At 68.3% G+C, this 13662-nt stretch carries 12 protein-coding genes; 5 read left to right on the plus strand and 7 right to left on the minus strand.

Annotated features, from left to right (window positions below):
• Positions 1-60: 60 nt before the first annotated feature.
• Positions 61-837 (minus strand): lytic transglycosylase domain-containing protein, encoded by a 777-nt coding sequence (locus AC13GF_RS05175; RefSeq protein WP_483003585.1) that lies wholly within the window; start codon positions 835-837, stop codon positions 61-63.
• 311 nt (positions 838-1148) lie between these two features.
• Positions 1149-2522, minus strand: coding sequence for a D-serine/D-alanine/glycine transporter (gene cycA / locus AC13GF_RS05180; protein WP_126930345.1), 1374 nt, complete (start codon positions 2520-2522; stop codon positions 1149-1151).
• 229 nt (positions 2523-2751) lie between these two features.
• Here cycA and AC13GF_RS05185 point away from each other — a divergent pair, with 229 nt between their 5' ends.
• Entirely contained in the window at positions 2752-4368 is a 1617-nt protein-coding gene (locus tag AC13GF_RS05185) for an EAL domain-containing protein (RefSeq protein ID WP_126930346.1), read from the plus strand.
• Between the two features lie 323 nt (positions 4369-4691).
• Here AC13GF_RS05185 and AC13GF_RS05190 read toward each other — a convergent pair whose 3' ends face one another.
• Together AC13GF_RS05190 and AC13GF_RS05195 are read right to left on the minus strand one after the other, a co-directional pair.
• Positions 4692-5876: an MFS transporter gene (locus AC13GF_RS05190; RefSeq protein WP_483003586.1), complete on the minus strand. Its 1185-nt coding sequence runs from the start codon at positions 5874-5876 to the stop codon at positions 4692-4694.
• Entirely contained in the window at positions 5876-7051 is a 1176-nt protein-coding gene (locus AC13GF_RS05195; RefSeq protein WP_483003587.1) for a serine hydrolase domain-containing protein, read from the minus strand. The genes AC13GF_RS05190 and AC13GF_RS05195 overlap by 1 nt, the downstream gene beginning before the upstream one ends.
• A gap of 228 nt (positions 7052-7279) precedes the next feature.
• Between AC13GF_RS05195 and AC13GF_RS05200 the strand changes: the two genes are divergently transcribed.
• On the plus strand, positions 7280-8179 hold the full coding sequence (locus AC13GF_RS05200) for a LysR family transcriptional regulator (protein WP_012478999.1): 900 nt from the start codon (positions 7280-7282) through the stop codon (positions 8177-8179).
• Positions 8180-8419: 240 nt separating this feature from the next.
• Positions 8420-10027, plus strand: a complete 1608-nt coding sequence (locus AC13GF_RS05205; protein WP_483003588.1) for an ATP-binding cassette domain-containing protein — start codon at positions 8420-8422, stop codon at positions 10025-10027.
• A 78-nt stretch (positions 10028-10105) separates the two neighbouring features.
• On the opposite strand, the gene AC13GF_RS05210 is transcribed toward AC13GF_RS05205, so the two are convergent.
• On the minus strand, positions 10106-11431 hold the full coding sequence (locus AC13GF_RS05210; RefSeq protein WP_483003589.1) for a GTP-binding protein: 1326 nt from the start codon (positions 11429-11431) through the stop codon (positions 10106-10108).
• A 69-nt stretch (positions 11432-11500) separates the two neighbouring features.
• Between AC13GF_RS05210 and AC13GF_RS05215 the strand changes: the two genes are divergently transcribed.
• On the plus strand, positions 11501-11872 hold the full coding sequence (locus AC13GF_RS05215) for a MerC domain-containing protein (RefSeq protein WP_014645760.1): 372 nt from the start codon (positions 11501-11503) through the stop codon (positions 11870-11872).
• Between the two features lie 76 nt (positions 11873-11948).
• On the opposite strand, the gene AC13GF_RS05220 is transcribed toward AC13GF_RS05215, so the two are convergent.
• A complete protein-coding gene (locus AC13GF_RS05220) occupies positions 11949-12233 on the minus strand; it encodes a metal-sensing transcriptional repressor (RefSeq protein WP_005407873.1) in 285 nt (94 codons plus the stop codon).
• Positions 12234-12281: 48 nt separating this feature from the next.
• On the opposite strand from AC13GF_RS05220, the gene dmeF reads away from it, so the two are divergent.
• A complete protein-coding gene (dmeF, locus tag AC13GF_RS05225; protein ID WP_483003590.1) occupies positions 12282-13247 on the plus strand; it encodes a CDF family Co(II)/Ni(II) efflux transporter DmeF in 966 nt (321 codons plus the stop codon).
• An 88-nt stretch (positions 13248-13335) separates the two neighbouring features.
• On the opposite strand, the gene AC13GF_RS05230 is transcribed toward dmeF, so the two are convergent.
• Positions 13336-13620, minus strand: coding sequence for a hypothetical protein (locus tag AC13GF_RS05230; RefSeq protein WP_208044070.1), 285 nt, complete (start codon positions 13618-13620; stop codon positions 13336-13338).
• Positions 13621-13662: the final 42 nt, after the last annotated feature.

The raw sequence follows: 13662 nt of genomic DNA on the forward strand, positions 1-13662 counted from the left end.
TCCTGTGGAGCCGAGCATGGGTTCGGCTCCACAACGCCACGTGCGTGCAGCACCGCCCGCCTAGCGCGCCGGCACCTCGGTACGGATGCCCATCGCCTCGCGGTAGCGTGCGTACAGGGCCATCACCTTGTCCACGTAGGCCAGGGTTTCGGCATAGGGCGGCACGCCCTTGTAGCGGGTGACCGCCCCGATGCCAGCGTTGTAGGCAGCCGCTGCCAGCGGCCGGTCACCGTTGTAGCGACGCAGCAGCGCGCGCATGTAGCGGGCGCCGCCATCGATCGACTGCTGCGGCGAGAACGGATCATTCACGCCGTACTCCTGCGCAGTGTCCGGCATCAGCTGCATCACGCCCTGTGCACCCTTGCTGGACACCGCCAGCGCATCGAAGTTGCTTTCGGCATGGGCAATCGCGCGCAGCCATGCGTCATCGACACCCGTGGCCTTGGCGGCAGCCTTGAACTGTTTGGCATGCTGCGCCAGCTGCGGCTTGCCGACCTTGCCCAGGCCTTCGTGGGCAGGTTCGCCCGGCGGCGTGGCCATGGTGAACTTCAGGAACACCCGCGAGCCGGGCAGGTTGCGGGTGGAGTAGACCAGCGCGCCATCCTGCTCGCGCTCGTACAGTACGCCGCTGAACACGCCCATGTTGCCCCACAGGTTCGGGGTCTGGATGGCGTTGTCGTCGATTTCCTTCGGCGTGCAGCGTGAACCGGGTTCCGGCGCGGTGGCCAGGCTGACGGTGTTGCCCTGCACGCAGCGGTAGACGGTGCGCGCGGCGGCCAGCCCGGGCCACAGGCTGGGCAGCAGCAACAGCGCAAGCAGGAGAGGGTGACGGGGCATGGCGGCCGGATCATCCGGCTGCGCCCGCTAATGCTGGGTGAATGGGGGCCGGCAGGGCTGCGCCGTAAACCCCGCTCCGCGGTCCGGCCCAGCCGCCGGCGGCTGTGCGTTCGGGCGCTTGCGAAGCAGTGCTTCGCAAGCAAAGCGCCCTCACCCATGGGGGCTCGATGGCGCCATCCATGGCGCCAACGGTCCTGCCGGGCCATACCCGCCCGCCCTCGACAGTTTCCTGCGGCTGACAGTAGATCCACGCCATGCGTGGATGAAACGTCTGGAGACAATGGATCAATCAATGGAACGAAAACGCCGGGCTACTTCGCGGTCCTCCGACGCACCCAATACCCCACGCCCAGCAGCACGAACCACGCCGGGCTGGCGATCAACGCCTGGCGGGTATCGGCCTGCAGGCTCAGCAGCACCAGCACGGCGGCGAAGAACACCAGGCAGGCCCAGCACATGGCAACGCCGCCAGGCATCTTGAAGATCGAGGCAGCGTGGCGCTCCGGGTAGCGGCGGCGATAGGCCATGTAGGCCACCAGGATCAGCGACCAGACGAAGATGAACAGCACCGTCGCCAGCGTCGTCACCAGGGTGAAGGCGGTCACCAGGTTCGGAATCAGGTAGATCAGCAGCGTGCCGCCCAGCAGGCACAGGCACGAGAACAGCAGGCCACGGGCCGGCACGGCGGCGCGCGACAGTTTCGACAGCCCGCGCGGGGCGTGGCCCTCTTCGGCCAGACCGTACAGCATGCGGCTGGTGGAGAAGATGCCGCTGTTGGCCGAGGACGTGGCCGAAGTCAGCACCACGAAGTTGATCAGGCTGGCCGCGGCGGGAATGCCGGCCAGTACGAACAGCTGCACGAACGGGCTCTTGTCCGGCACCACCTGGCGCCACGGGGTGACGGCCATGATCGCGATCAGCGCCAGCACGTAGAAGATGATGATGCGCACCGGGATCGAGTTGATCGCCTTGGGCAGGTTGCGCTCGGGGTCGGCCGTTTCGGCGGCGGTGGTGCCGACCAGCTCGATGCCGACGAAGGCGAACACCGCAATCTGGAAACCGGCGAAGAAGCCGACCAGCCCCATCGGGAACATGCCGCCGTCATTCCACAGGTTCGACAGCGACGCGGTGTGGCCGCTGGGTGAAGTGAAGCCCCACGCCACCAGCCCGGCGCCGGTAATGATCAGCGCGCAGATCGCCACGATCTTGATCAGCGCGAACCAGAATTCCATCTCGCCGAACAGCTTCACCGTCACCAGGTTCAGTGACAGCAGCAGCATCACGCACGCCAGCGCCGGTTTCCAGGCTTCAAGCCCGGGGAACCAGAACTGCGCGTAGGCGGCGATGGCGATCACATCGGCGATGGCGGTGACGATCCAGCAGAACCAGTACGTCCATCCACAGAAGAAGCCGGCCCAGGGGCCGAGCAGATCGGTGGAAAAATCGATGAAGGATTTGTACTGCAGGTTGGACAGCAGCAGCTCGCCCATCGCGCGCATCACGAAGAACAGCATCGCGCCGATGATCAGGTAGACGAAGACGATGGACGGGCCGGCCAGGCTGATGGTCTTGCCCGACCCCATGAACAGGCCGGTGCCGATGGCACCGCCGATGGCGATCAGTTGCAGGTGGCGGTTGGACAGGCTGCGGCGCAGGTGCTCGGGGGGCGTTGCGGGCTCGGTCATGGGCGCGGGCAAATGGCGGGCGAAGCGTTCGACGGTAGTCCTCCACAGGCCGGAGCGCCAGCGTCGGATGGGCCAATCCCGTCAAACTTGGCCGCTTTCATCACAATGTGACCGAATACCGGATTCATCCCATTCCGCCCGGCCCGGCGCCATGCTCAGATAGCCGCACCTGCCCAAGGATCGGCCCGACCATGTGCCCTGCCCTGCCCGCCCCGCTGGAGCCCCGGCCATGAGCCGGCTGCGCGTCATCATTGGTGGCACCGCACTGGCGCTGCTGGCCGCGGCCGTGCCGATCGCGGTGATGGCCTATGCCACCTGGGACCGTGCGGTCAGCGTCGAGCAGCAGCGCCTGCGCGACATCGCCGGCCGCGCCCTGCGCCGCGCCGACCAGTCCTACCAGGAAGCACTGGCGGCACTGCAGTCGGCCGAGGTCGGTGCCCACGACGCCTGCGGGCCCGACCATATCCGGCGCATGCAGACGCTGGTGATGACCTCGCCGTCGGTCGACCAGATGGGCTACTTCGAGGGTGGCAAGCTGCGCTGCACGTCGTGGGGGCCGTTCCTGTCAGACGTCAACCAGCCCAAGTCCGACCACGTCACCAGTGATGGCGCCGGCATCGCCGTGGATGTGCGCCCCGAGGCAAGCGGACGGCGCCAGGTCCTGTCGATCCTGTATGGCAACTACGACGTGCTGGTCGATCCGCGCCGCTTCGTCGATGTCATCGCCGACCCGAACGTGCGCCTTGCCCTGGCCAGTCCGGACGGCCGCCTCCTGGCCAGGCAGGACGGGATGGATCCGGCATTGCTGGAGACCCTGCTGCGCGCGCCCGGTGAAGGCCTGGACCACAACACCCTGTACGCCACCGCCCGCAACGAAGAGTGGCTGGCGATCGCGACCACGCCGCGTACCGCGCTCGCCGCGACCTTCCGCCAGCAGGCGTGGCTGTTCGTGCCGATCGGCGTTCTGCTGGCCGCTGTCGGTGCCGGCCTGGTGATCTGGCTGTCGCGTCGCCGCCTGTCCCTGCGCGGCGAGCTGGCCACGGCGATCCGCCGCCGCGAACTGTACCTGCACTACCAGCCCATCATCGAACTGGATACCGGCATCTGCGTCGGCGCCGAAGCGCTGGTGCGCTGGCAGCGCCCGGATGGCACCCAGGTGCGGCCGGACCTGTTCATTCCGCTGGCCGAAGAGGCCGGCATGATCGGCGCGGTCACCGATCTGGTGATCGAGAACGTGGTGCGTGACATGCGCGAGCTGCTGGTGGCCGACCGCAGCGCGCACATCGCGATCAACCTGGCTGCCGAAGACATCAGCAGCGGCCGTGCGCTGAAGATGATATCCAAGCACATGGCCGGCAGCGGCATCCTGCCGCAGCAGATCTGGATGGAGGCCACCGAGCGCGGCTTCCTCGATCTGGACCGCGCCCGCACGATGCTGGCGCAGGCACGTCGCGCCGGGCACAGCGTGGCCATTGACGATTTCGGCGTCGGCTTCTCCAGCCTGCAGTACCTGGAGCAGCTGCCACTGGATGCGCTGAAGATCGACAAGTCGTTCATCGATGCAATCGGCACCGAGAGCGCGACCAGCCCGGTGACGCCACACATCATCGACATGGCCAAGGAGCTGGGCCTGTGGGTGGTGGCCGAGGGCGTGGAAACCGAGGCACAGCTGGCGTATCTGCATACCCGGAAGGTCGAGTTCGCGCAGGGCTGGCTGTTCTCGCGGCCGCTGCCGCGGGATGAGTTCGTGGTGTTCCATCACAAGCGGCAGCAGCGCTATGGCGCGGCGCGGGAGCACATGCAGAATCCGCGCAGCGTGCCGATCGAGCGTGAGGGAGTGGAGTAGGACGGCGAACGGCGGAGCCCCTCGTGGTGGGTCGCGCCCGGTGAATCCATCAGTTGGGGCCGGGTGGATGGGTCGCGCAGGGGGCGCTGCAAGTACGTCCATGTAAGCTCGGTCGCCGCATCCATGCGGCTCACGCCCCTGCGCAACCCACCCACCCGGCCACGGACACATTGCGGCGGCGTCCCGCCACGGAATCAACGGAAGAAAGCAAAAGCAAAGGCAAACGCGGGTCGATGCGCTCGGTAGATCCACGCCATGCGTGGATGGCGTGGACCACGGTAGTGCCGGCCGCTGGCCGGCACCGCGCCATCACTGATCGCCGCCTACGCCCAGGCCTTCGGCCGTGCCAGCAGCCACGCCACGCTAACCGCCAGCAGCAGCAACGGCAGCCATCCCAACTGGTTCGGGCCGCCCGCCTGCAGCAGCACACCCCCTGCAACGCCACCGGCGGCAATGGCCAGGTTCCAACCGGTCACCAGCATCGACTGCGCCAGATCCGCGGCGGCACCCGCACGCCGTGCCAATGCGGTCTGGAACAACGTGGGCACCGCGCCGAAGGCCACGCCCCACAGGATCGTTGCCAGCAGCAGCGGCGTCGCTTGGCCCGGCCACAACAGCAGGGTCAGCACCGGCACGATGAAACCGATCACCGCCGCCCACACCAGCGTGCGCAGATGACGGTCCACGCCCCAGCCGGCAAGGCCGATGCCGGCGATGGCGGCCACGCCAAAGGCCAGCAGCAGGCGGTCCAGCCACGGGCCGGCGCCGGCCTCCACCGCCAGCGGTTCGATGTAGGTGTAGAGCACGTTGTGCGCCAGCACGTACAGCACCATCACCGCCAACGCACTGCGCACGCCGGGCATGTGCCACACCGTAGCCAACGACGTACGCTGACCGGCAGCCGCCGCCGGCAACGCGGGCAACGCCCAGCGCGCGTAGGCCAGCAGCACGACCGCCAGCACGCTCATCAGCGCGAATGCCCAGCGCCAGCCGATCTGCTGGCCCAGCAGCGTGCCCGCCGGTACGCCCAATGACAGCGCCAACGGCGATCCGACCATCGCCACCGCAATGGCCCGGCCCTGCAACGACGGCACCACCATCCGCGCCGCGTAACCGGCCACCAGCGACCACAGCAGGCCACCACTCACGCCGGCCAGGAAACGTGCGGCCAGGATCAGTGGATAGCTGCTGCTCAGCGCGGTCAGCGTGTTGACCAGCACGAAGCCGGCAATCGCAGCGAGCAGCAAGGGACGGCGCGGCAGGCGCTGGGTCAGCGCGGTCATCGGCAATGCGGCCATCACCGAGCCAAGCGCATACACGCTGACCAACTGGCCGACCGCCGCATCACTCACGCCGAGGCTTTCGCCCATCGGCCGCAGGACACCGGCCGGCAGGGTCTCGGTCAGCAGAGTGATGAAGCCGCCACCGGCCAGCGCCAGCAGTCCCGCCCACGGCAGGCGCGTGGCTTCACCGGCCGGGCTGGCCGCATCGATGGCATGGCCGCTCATCAGGCAGTCTCCAGATCGGCGTACACCGCATCACGCAGCTCATCGACGAAGGCACCGTCCATGCCTTCGTACAGCGTGTTGGTCAGCGCCACCACGCTCAGCCCGCGCACAGGATCGACAAACCAGCTGTGCCCGTAGGCACCGCCCCAACGCCATGTACCTGTGTTCTGCGGCGTGCCGCTTGCGGCCGCATCGCGCAGCACCGCAAAGCCAAGGCCGAAGCCCCAGCCGGCCGGTTCCGGCGGTCCCTGTTCGCCTACCTGCGGGCTGGCCATCTCCGCTGCCAGTACGGGCGGCAACAGGCCTGAACGCTGCACGTCACGCAAGGCTTCCAGCACCGCCATCACGTCATCGGCGGTACCGACCAGACCGGCCCCGGCCGAAGGGAAACGGCTCGCATCAGTGGCGCGCGCGAGGCTGTACTCGATGCCAACCGTACCCGCGAACGGAGCGACCACCTCGCCTTCCTGCAGGCGATGCGGCTGCGGCGCGTCGCTTACATAGGGCGTGGCCAACCGTGCCGCGTTGCGCGTAGCGAAGGCGGTGTCGCGCAGGCCCAGCGGTGCGGCCAGCACGCGCTCGTACAGTGCCTGCAGGGTTTCACCCGTCGCTGCTTCGGCCACGGCGCCGGCAACGTCCACGCCCAACGAGTACAGCCACTGGCTGCCCGGCGCGAACAGCAGCGGTGCCTGCGCGATGCGGCGCACGTTGTCGGCCAGGGAGAGCGGGTTCGCGTCCAGGCCATCGCTGACCCCAGCACGCGCATACGGGCCGTCGGCATCGGCTTCGAGGAAGCGATAGCCCAGCCCGCTGCTGTGGCTGAGCAGTTGACGCAGGCTGATCGCCGGCGTGCTGCCATCGGCCAGTGCCGGGCGGAAGTCCGGTAGCCAGCGCTGCACCGGCATATCGAGGTCGAGCGCGCCCTCTGCTACCAGGCGCAGGATCACCGTGGTCAGCAGCGGCTTGCTGACCGATGCCAGCCGGAACAGCTGGTCGCGCTGCATCGGCGTGGCCGACTCACGATCGGCCAGGCCGCTGGCGCTGGCATGACGCAGCACACCGTGTTCGCGCACCAGCACCACCGCACCGACCAGGCGCTGCGGGTGCACCTGCTGCAGCAGCCGCTGCACCGATGGCAGCGTCGGCGTGGGTTCAAGGGAAGGAGCGGCATTCATCGTGGGAATCCGTGGGGAGAGGCCCGCCACGTTAGGCAGCACGGCCCAGCGCAAAAAGCCGGTTGCCGCTCCGGGCATCATGGACCGTGCAGTCCGCAATCGGCATGATGGCCGGAACCGCAAGGCCGCAACGGTCTCCACGCCACCCCGCACCACAGTGTTGCGATGGCGGAACCGCCCGCTACGGCCGCGCCAATCTACCCTGCCGCTTTCATTGCCCGCACGCCCATGTCAGTCCTGGACAACCTCGCCAATCTGCAGACCTTCGTGCACGCGGCCGATACCCGCAGCTTCGTCGAGACCGGGCGCCTGCAGGGCATCTCGGCCTCGGCCGCCGGCAAATGCGTTGCGCGGCTGGAACAGGCATTGGGCGTGCGCCTGTTCCACCGCAGCACGCGCAGCATCACCCTCACTGCCGAAGGCCAGCTGTTCCTGGCACGCTGCAGGCGCATCCTCGACGAGCGCGATGCCGCGCGCACCGAGCTGGCGCAGCCGCACGCCACGCCCCGCGGCACGCTGCGCATCGGCCTGCCGTTGGTGGGTGACCTGACCCTGCCGCTGATGGCCGAGTTCATGGCCGCGTATCCGGACATCCGCCTCGACCTCGATTTCAGCGATCGGCTGGTCGATGTCATCGAGGAAGGTTTTGACGCTGTACTGCGTGTCGGCGAACCCAGCGATTCACGCATGAACGCACGTCGCCTGGGCGTTTTTCCACGCCGCATCGTTGCCTCGCCGGCGTACCTGCAGCGCCGCGGCACGCCACGCACGCCGGCCGACCTGTTGCAGCACACGTTGCTGCACTATCGCTTCCCCAGCACCGGCAAGCTGGAACTGTGGCCGATCCACTGGCCCGACCATGAAACACCGCAGGAGCTGCCTGTGCACATGGTGGCCAACACCATCGAAGCGCGGGTAGCGCTGGCACTGCGCGATATCGGCCTGGCTTTCGTGCCGGTGCACTCGGTGCGCGATGCACTGGCCGACGGCCGGCTGGTAACCGTGCTCGACGAGCATGTGCATTCCTGCGGCATCTTCCACCTGCTGTGGCCCTCGGGCCGCCACGTGCTTCCGAAGCTGCGGGTATTCATCGACTTCGTCAGCGCGCGCCTGGAAACCGTGCCGTAGGCCGGTAGATCCGCGCTCGATGGCCGTGCCACGTAGAGTCGAGCTTGCTCGACTGCTCCTCAAAAACAGTCGAGCAAGCTCGACTCTACAATTCGCCTGCCCTGCGGGCGGTATAATCTCCCCTCATTCCTCCCAGAGGCTCGCGACCAATGCGCCATTGATGCCGCCGTCTTCCCACTAGACGGCCTGACTCTTCCCGCCCCTGCGCGCAGGGGAGAACCCGGCATCCATGGAGGTCGCATGACCCCGCATTCCCTCACGCTCGATCGCGTGTCGTATCGATTGGCCGACGGCCGCCCGCTGTTTTCCGATCTGACGTTTTCTTTCGAACCGGTCGCCACCGGCCTGGTCGGTGCCAATGGCGCCGGCAAGAGCGTGCTCGCACGCCTGCTGGCCGGCCGGTTGTTGCCCGACAACGGCCAGGTTCGCGGCAGTGGCCGCGTGTTCCTGTTGCCGACGCCCGGCTATCCACCCGCCGGCACGGTCGGTGAACTGGCCGGTGTCGGCGCGGAACTGGCCGCGCTGCAACGCATCGAAGCTGGCAGCGTGGACGAGGCCGACTTCGCCTGCGTCGGCGACCGCTGGGATCTGCGCGAACGCCTGCAGCAGCAATGGCGGGCGCTGCAGCTTCCCGACGACCTCGATCCCGCCCAGCCGGCCGCGCGCCTCAGTGGTGGCCAGGCCATGCAGGTCGCGCTGTCCGGTGCCTGGGCCAGCGGTGCGGACTGGCTGATCCTGGACGAACCCAGCAACCACCTCGACGCACGCCATCGTCAACAGCTGTACGAACAGCTGCAGCAGTGGCGCGGTGGCCTGCTTGCGATCAGTCATGATCGCGAACTGCTGGCGCACATGCAGCAGATCGTCGAGCTCGATGGGCGCGGGCTGCATCGCTATGGTGGGCCGTGGCAGCACTACGCCGACACGCGCGCCGCCGAACGCGAAGCCGCTACTGCACAGCTCGACCATGCGCGCGCCCAGCACCGGCAGCAGCAACGCAGCGCGCGCGAACAACACGAACGCCAGCAGCAACGCCAGGCACGTGGCAATCGCGATGCGAAGCAGGCCAACCAGGCCCCGATCCTGCTCGGCCGGCAGAAGCAGCGCGCCGAGGCCAGCCACGGCCGCGCACAGCAGGTGCAGGCCGAGCGCCTGCAGGCCAGCGCAGAGCAGTTGCGCGCAGCGGCATCCGCAATGCATGCCGCCCCGGAACTGGCACTGTTTGCCGGTTCAGGCGAGCGTGGCAGCGCGCGGCTGGTGCAGGCGGATTCGCTGGTCCTGCCCCATGGCTGCAGCGCACCGTTGCAGCTGGAGATCCGCCGGGGGCAGCGCATCGCCGTGGTCGGTGACAACGGCAGCGGAAAATCGACCCTGCTGCGTGTATTGGCCGGCCAGCTGCCTGCGGGCAGCGGCACCGTGCAACGGCATGCTCCACTGGCCCTGCTCGACCAGCAGCTGCTGGGGCTGTCCGGCGAGCGCAGCATCCTCGACACCGTGCAGGCCGCCAACCCGCGCGCGGACCCAGGCGAGCTGCGCACGCGGCTGGCCCTGCTCGGGCTGGATGCACAGCGCATCCAGCGGGCAGCCCACAGCCTCAGCGATGGCGAACGGGTGAAGGGTGCGCTGGCCAGCGTGTTGTATGCCGATCCCGCGCCCCAACTGTTGCTGCTGGACGAGCCCGGTAACGCGCTGGATCTGAGCGCGCTGCAGGCGTTGGAGGAACTGCTTGCGGCGTGGCCGGGCGCGCTGGTGATGGTCAGCCACGACCGGCACCTGCTGCAGGCATTGCGACCGACCCACGTGCTGCAGGTGAGCACCGGGGGTTGGCAGTGGCGTGACGCCTTGTAGATCCGCGCCATGGGTGGATCGATGCAGGACGGGTAGTGCCGGCCGCTGGCCGGCACACCCCAAACCCTCAGCGCCCGCTCAGCGCTTCCACACCGGGAACGCCTGCGGCAACTGCTGCCACAGCAATGGCCCCGCACGCAGCTCCTGGTCATTGAGCAGGCAGGCATCCAGCTCCGCACGCACGGCGCGCTCATCCATGTGCACGCCAATCACCACCAGCTCCTGGCGCCGATCCCCCCACAACGGGTGCCACAGCCGCTGCATCGCCGTATGCGCGGCCGAGTCCGGAAATTCCTCAAGCCCCGGCAGCGGCGCGCTCCAGCAATCGGCCTGCTGTCGCGCCCATCCCAGGTCGCTGTAAGGCAGCGGTGTCGGCGGTAACAACGGCGCGGTGTCTTCCAGCCCGGCACGCACGCGGTCGCGCGCGGCATACCAGAAGCCCGCCGCCTGCGTGCGCGTCGCGGCGCCCACGGTGTTCAGCTCACCCACCCAGTCCATGCGATTGGCCAGCCAGAACCAGCCTTTGCTGCGGATCACGCCCGGCATGCCGGACTGCAGCGCGCGGGCGAAGCGCGCGGGGTGGAACGGACGTCGCGAGCGGTAGACGAAGCTGCCGATGCCGTACTCCTCGGTTTCCGGTGTGTGCTCGCCCCGCAGTTCCTTCACCCAGCCCGGCGCACGTTGCGCACGCTCCATGTCGAAGCGACCGGTATCCAGCAGCTCGGCCAGCGGCACATCGCCGAAGCTGGACAACAGCAGCTTCGCGTCGCGGTTCAGGCCACGCAACACGGCCAGCGTGTCCTGCAGCACTTCGTCATCCACCTGGTCCACCTTGCTGACCACGATCACGTCTGCAAATTCGACCTGCTCGCACAGCAGGTCAACCACACCTCGATCGTCCTCCGGGCCGGCCTGCTGGCCGCGCTCGGCCAGTCGCGACGTCGAGCCGAAGTCGGCAAGGAACGCGCTGCCGTCGACCACCGTCACCATCGTGTCCAGCCGCGCGATATCACTCAGGCTGAAGCCATGCTCGTCGCGCACCGCGAAGGTGGCCGCCACCGGCATCGGTTCACCGATGCCCGTCGATTCGATCAGCAGATAGTCATAGCGGCCCGTATCGGCCAGGCGCCGCACTTCCTGCAGCAGGTCATCGCGCAGCGTGCAGCAGATGCAGCCGTTGCTGAATTCCACCAGCGTCTCTTCAGTGCGGCGCAGCTCGGCGCCACCTTCTCGCACCAGCTGCGCATCGATGTTGACCTCGCTCATGTCGTTGACGATGACCGCCACACGCAGGCCCTCGCGGTTGCGCAGGATCTGGTTGAGCAGGGTGGTCTTGCCGGCCCCCAGGAAGCCGGACAGCACGGTGACCGGAAGGCGACGGTCGGCGCGGGAAACAGTGTTCATGTCGGAGCGGGTTGGCTGCGGAACGGAAATGTTACTGTATAACAATTGTTGCGCAAGGAACCTCCCCCGATGAAGTCGCCTTCTGCCGCCCTGCTTGATGCTGGCGCGGTCGCCCTGTCCAGCCTGTGCCTGCTGCACTGCCTGGCGCTGCCCCTGCTGGCCGCCGCGCTCCCCCTGTTCGGCACGTGGGCCGAAGCGGAATGGGTGCACCTGCTGTTCGTGGCCATCGCCCTGCCGCTGACCGGCTACGCGCTGTGGCGGGCCGAGCGCCGTCACCCGCTGCCGGTGCTGGCCTGGGCCACCGCCGGCGCCGGGCTCGGCCTGCTGCTGGCCGGCGCGCTGGCCTTGCCCTCACATGACTGGGAAACGCCGATGACCGTCACCGGCAGCCTGCTGCTGGCCGCCACGCATATCTGGAACGCGCGGCACCGTCACGGGTAGTGCCGGCCGCTGGCCGGCAACCGCATGAACTTCGGACGCCACGGGTAGTGCCGGCCGCTGGCCGGCAATCCCCCTGCTATTTGCCGTAGCGGCGCAGCAGCTCCACCAGCACCGCGGCCTCGTCCGCCCGCTGCTGCGGGTCATCGGCACCCACTACGTGTTCCTGCAGGTGCTCGTGCAGCAGCTCCATCAGCAAGCTGTGGGCGGCACCGCGCACGGCGGCAACCTGCACCAGCACGTCCGCACAGTCGCCGGCTTTACCCTCGGGCTGGTCCAGCGCCTGCTCCAACGCCGCCACCTGACCCGCGATGCGGCGCACCCGGGTCAGCAGCTGCTTTCGATTCTTGTGTACATGCGCCATGGCGGGATCATATACCCTATGGGGGTATCCACTCCAGCTCCCGCCGCCATGCACTTGGACGCCCTCGCCGCCGCCCGTCGCCACGAACACCGCTTCGACGACGGCAATCCGCTGGCCGAACGCAATACCCGCCGCGCCCTGTGGCTCACCGTCGGCATGATGCTGGTGGAGATCGTCGGCGGCTGGTGGTTCAACTCCATGGCCGTGCTCGCCGACGGCTGGCACATGAGTTCGCACGCGCTGGCGCTGGGCCTCTCGGTGTTCGCCTACCGCTGCGCGCGCCGCTACGCGCACGATCCGCGCTTCGCCTTCGGCACCTGGAAGATCGAGATCCTGGCCGGCTATACGAGCGCCATCGCCCTGCTCGGCGTCGCCGCGCTGATGGCCGTGCAGTCACTGGAGCGGCTGTGGGTGCCGGCGCCGATCCACTACAACGAAGCCATCGCCATCGCTGCGGTGGGCCTGGGCGTGAACCTGCTCTGCGCATGGTGGCTGCACGACAGCCCGGGCCACGCGCATCACCACCACGGGCATGACCATGGCCATCATCACGGGCATGACCACGAACACGGCCACGCGCACGGTCACGACCTCAACCTGCGCTCGGCCTACGTGCACGTGCTTGCCGACGCCGCCACCTCGGTGCTGGCCATCGTCGCCCTGCTCGGCGGCAAGCTGCTGGGCCTGACCTGGCTGGACCCGGTGATGGGCCTGGTCGGCGCCGTGCTGGTCACGGTGTGGGCGGTGGGCCTGCTGCGCGACAGTGGCCGCATCCTGCTCGACGCGCAGATGGACGCACCGGTGGTGGCCGAAGTGCGCGAAGTGATCGAACAAGGTCCGTGGCCGGCACGTTTGGCCGACCTGCACGTCTGGCAGGTCGGTCGCGGCAAGTACGCGGTCAGCGCCAGCGTGGTCACCAGCGACGCCCGTCTGGATGCCGATACCGTGCGCAATGCACTGGCCATCCACGAAGAGCTGGTGCATGTAACGGTGGAGATCCACCGCAGCGCGTGACCCGCATCCGGTAGTGCCGGCCGCTGGCCGGCAACCTCATGGGCTCCGGAAACAATCCAGCGTTGCCGGCCAGCAGCCGGCACTACCGCTAGAGCTTCAGCATCATCCGCAGCAGGTACATCAGCAGCGGCAGCGCGCTCAGCACCGCACCACCGATGCCGATCCACGGCCAGCGCTCGCCGCGCACGCGCGAGGCCACCGCCAGACCGCAGCCCACCAGTGCCGCGCCCAGCACGCCCACACCCAGCCCTGCGGCCATGCCATTACCGCCTGCGGCCACCGCCGCCTGCGCAGCCAGGCTGCCTGCCCCCCAGCCGACCACGATCCCCAGCCAACTGGCCATGCCGCACCACGGTGCCTTGCCCTGCGCCATCCGAAAACCCCTGTGTCCTTGCCGAATTTCTGTACGGACCAC

This window comes from Stenotrophomonas sp. 22LJNL06-5-1, from assembly GCF_056861455.1.

Bases quoted from the DNA above. Each gene is read 5' to 3' on its own strand.
- AC13GF_RS05210 (WP_483003589.1), bottom strand. From the start codon at position 11,431: ATGAACACTGTTTCCCGCGCCGACCGTCGCCTTCCGGTCACCGTGCTG.
- AC13GF_RS05230 (WP_208044070.1), bottom strand. From the start codon at position 13,620: ATGGCGCAGGGCAAGGCACCGTGGTGCGGCATGGCCAGTTGGCTGGGG.
- AC13GF_RS05215 (WP_014645760.1), top strand. From the start codon at position 11,501: ATGAAGTCGCCTTCTGCCGCCCTGCTTGATGCTGGCGCGGTCGCCCTG.
- dmeF (WP_483003590.1), top strand. From the start codon at position 12,282: ATGCACTTGGACGCCCTCGCCGCCGCCCGTCGCCACGAACACCGCTTC.
- AC13GF_RS05195 (WP_483003587.1), bottom strand. From the start codon at position 7,051: ATGAATGCCGCTCCTTCCCTTGAACCCACGCCGACGCTGCCATCGGTG.
- AC13GF_RS05200 (WP_012478999.1), top strand. From the start codon at position 7,280: ATGTCAGTCCTGGACAACCTCGCCAATCTGCAGACCTTCGTGCACGCG.
- AC13GF_RS05205 (WP_483003588.1), top strand. From the start codon at position 8,420: ATGACCCCGCATTCCCTCACGCTCGATCGCGTGTCGTATCGATTGGCC.
- cycA (WP_126930345.1), bottom strand. From the start codon at position 2,522: ATGACCGAGCCCGCAACGCCCCCCGAGCACCTGCGCCGCAGCCTGTCC.
- AC13GF_RS05185 (WP_126930346.1), top strand. From the start codon at position 2,752: ATGAGCCGGCTGCGCGTCATCATTGGTGGCACCGCACTGGCGCTGCTG.
- AC13GF_RS05175 (WP_483003585.1), bottom strand. From the start codon at position 837: ATGCCCCGTCACCCTCTCCTGCTTGCGCTGTTGCTGCTGCCCAGCCTG.
- AC13GF_RS05190 (WP_483003586.1), bottom strand. From the start codon at position 5,876: ATGAGCGGCCATGCCATCGATGCGGCCAGCCCGGCCGGTGAAGCCACG.
- AC13GF_RS05220 (WP_005407873.1), bottom strand. From the start codon at position 12,233: ATGGCGCATGTACACAAGAATCGAAAGCAGCTGCTGACCCGGGTGCGC.